Genomic DNA, 433 nt, shown 5'->3' on the forward strand with positions numbered 1-433 from the left:
CCACCGTCGCCGCGGCCATGCTCGACAGGCTCCTACACCGCTCCGTCGTCCTCAAACTCGACGGCGACAGCTACCGACTACGAGACCACCACGCCCGCAACGAAACCCACCGCACAGCAATCGCACCCAGCCGCCGACCGCTATAATCCGACCGCACCCAGGTGAGGAATTTCAATGAGCATCACTGGGGACTTTCGATGAGCCTGATCAGCCGAAGGCGGAGGTCGCTCGGCAGCTGGGCATCGCGAGGAACACGGTTCGGGCGGCGTTAGCGTCGGATCGGCCACCGAAGTATAAGAGGGCACGGGTCGGCTCGGTGGTCGATGCGTTCGAGCCGCAGATCCGGGTGTTGCTGTCGCAGTGGCCGACGATGCCGGCGACGGTGATCGCGCAGCGGATCGGTTGGCCGTATTCGTTGACCACGCTCAAGGAT

1 protein-coding gene and 1 pseudogene are annotated in these 433 nt (G+C 64.2%); both read left to right on the forward strand.

Annotated features, from left to right (window positions below; all coding sequences use genetic code 11):
- Positions 1-146: ATP-binding protein (locus tag AXK61_RS25760; RefSeq protein WP_231855593.1), on the forward strand; the 146-nt coding region annotated here is incomplete at its 5' end.
- Between the two features lie 38 nt (positions 147-184).
- Positions 185-433 (forward strand): annotated as a pseudogene (locus AXK61_RS24510) (hypothetical protein); the annotation flags it as partial.

Source organism: Tsukamurella pseudospumae (genome assembly GCF_001575205.1).
GTDB lineage: Bacteria > Actinomycetota > Actinomycetes > Mycobacteriales > Mycobacteriaceae > Tsukamurella > Tsukamurella pseudospumae.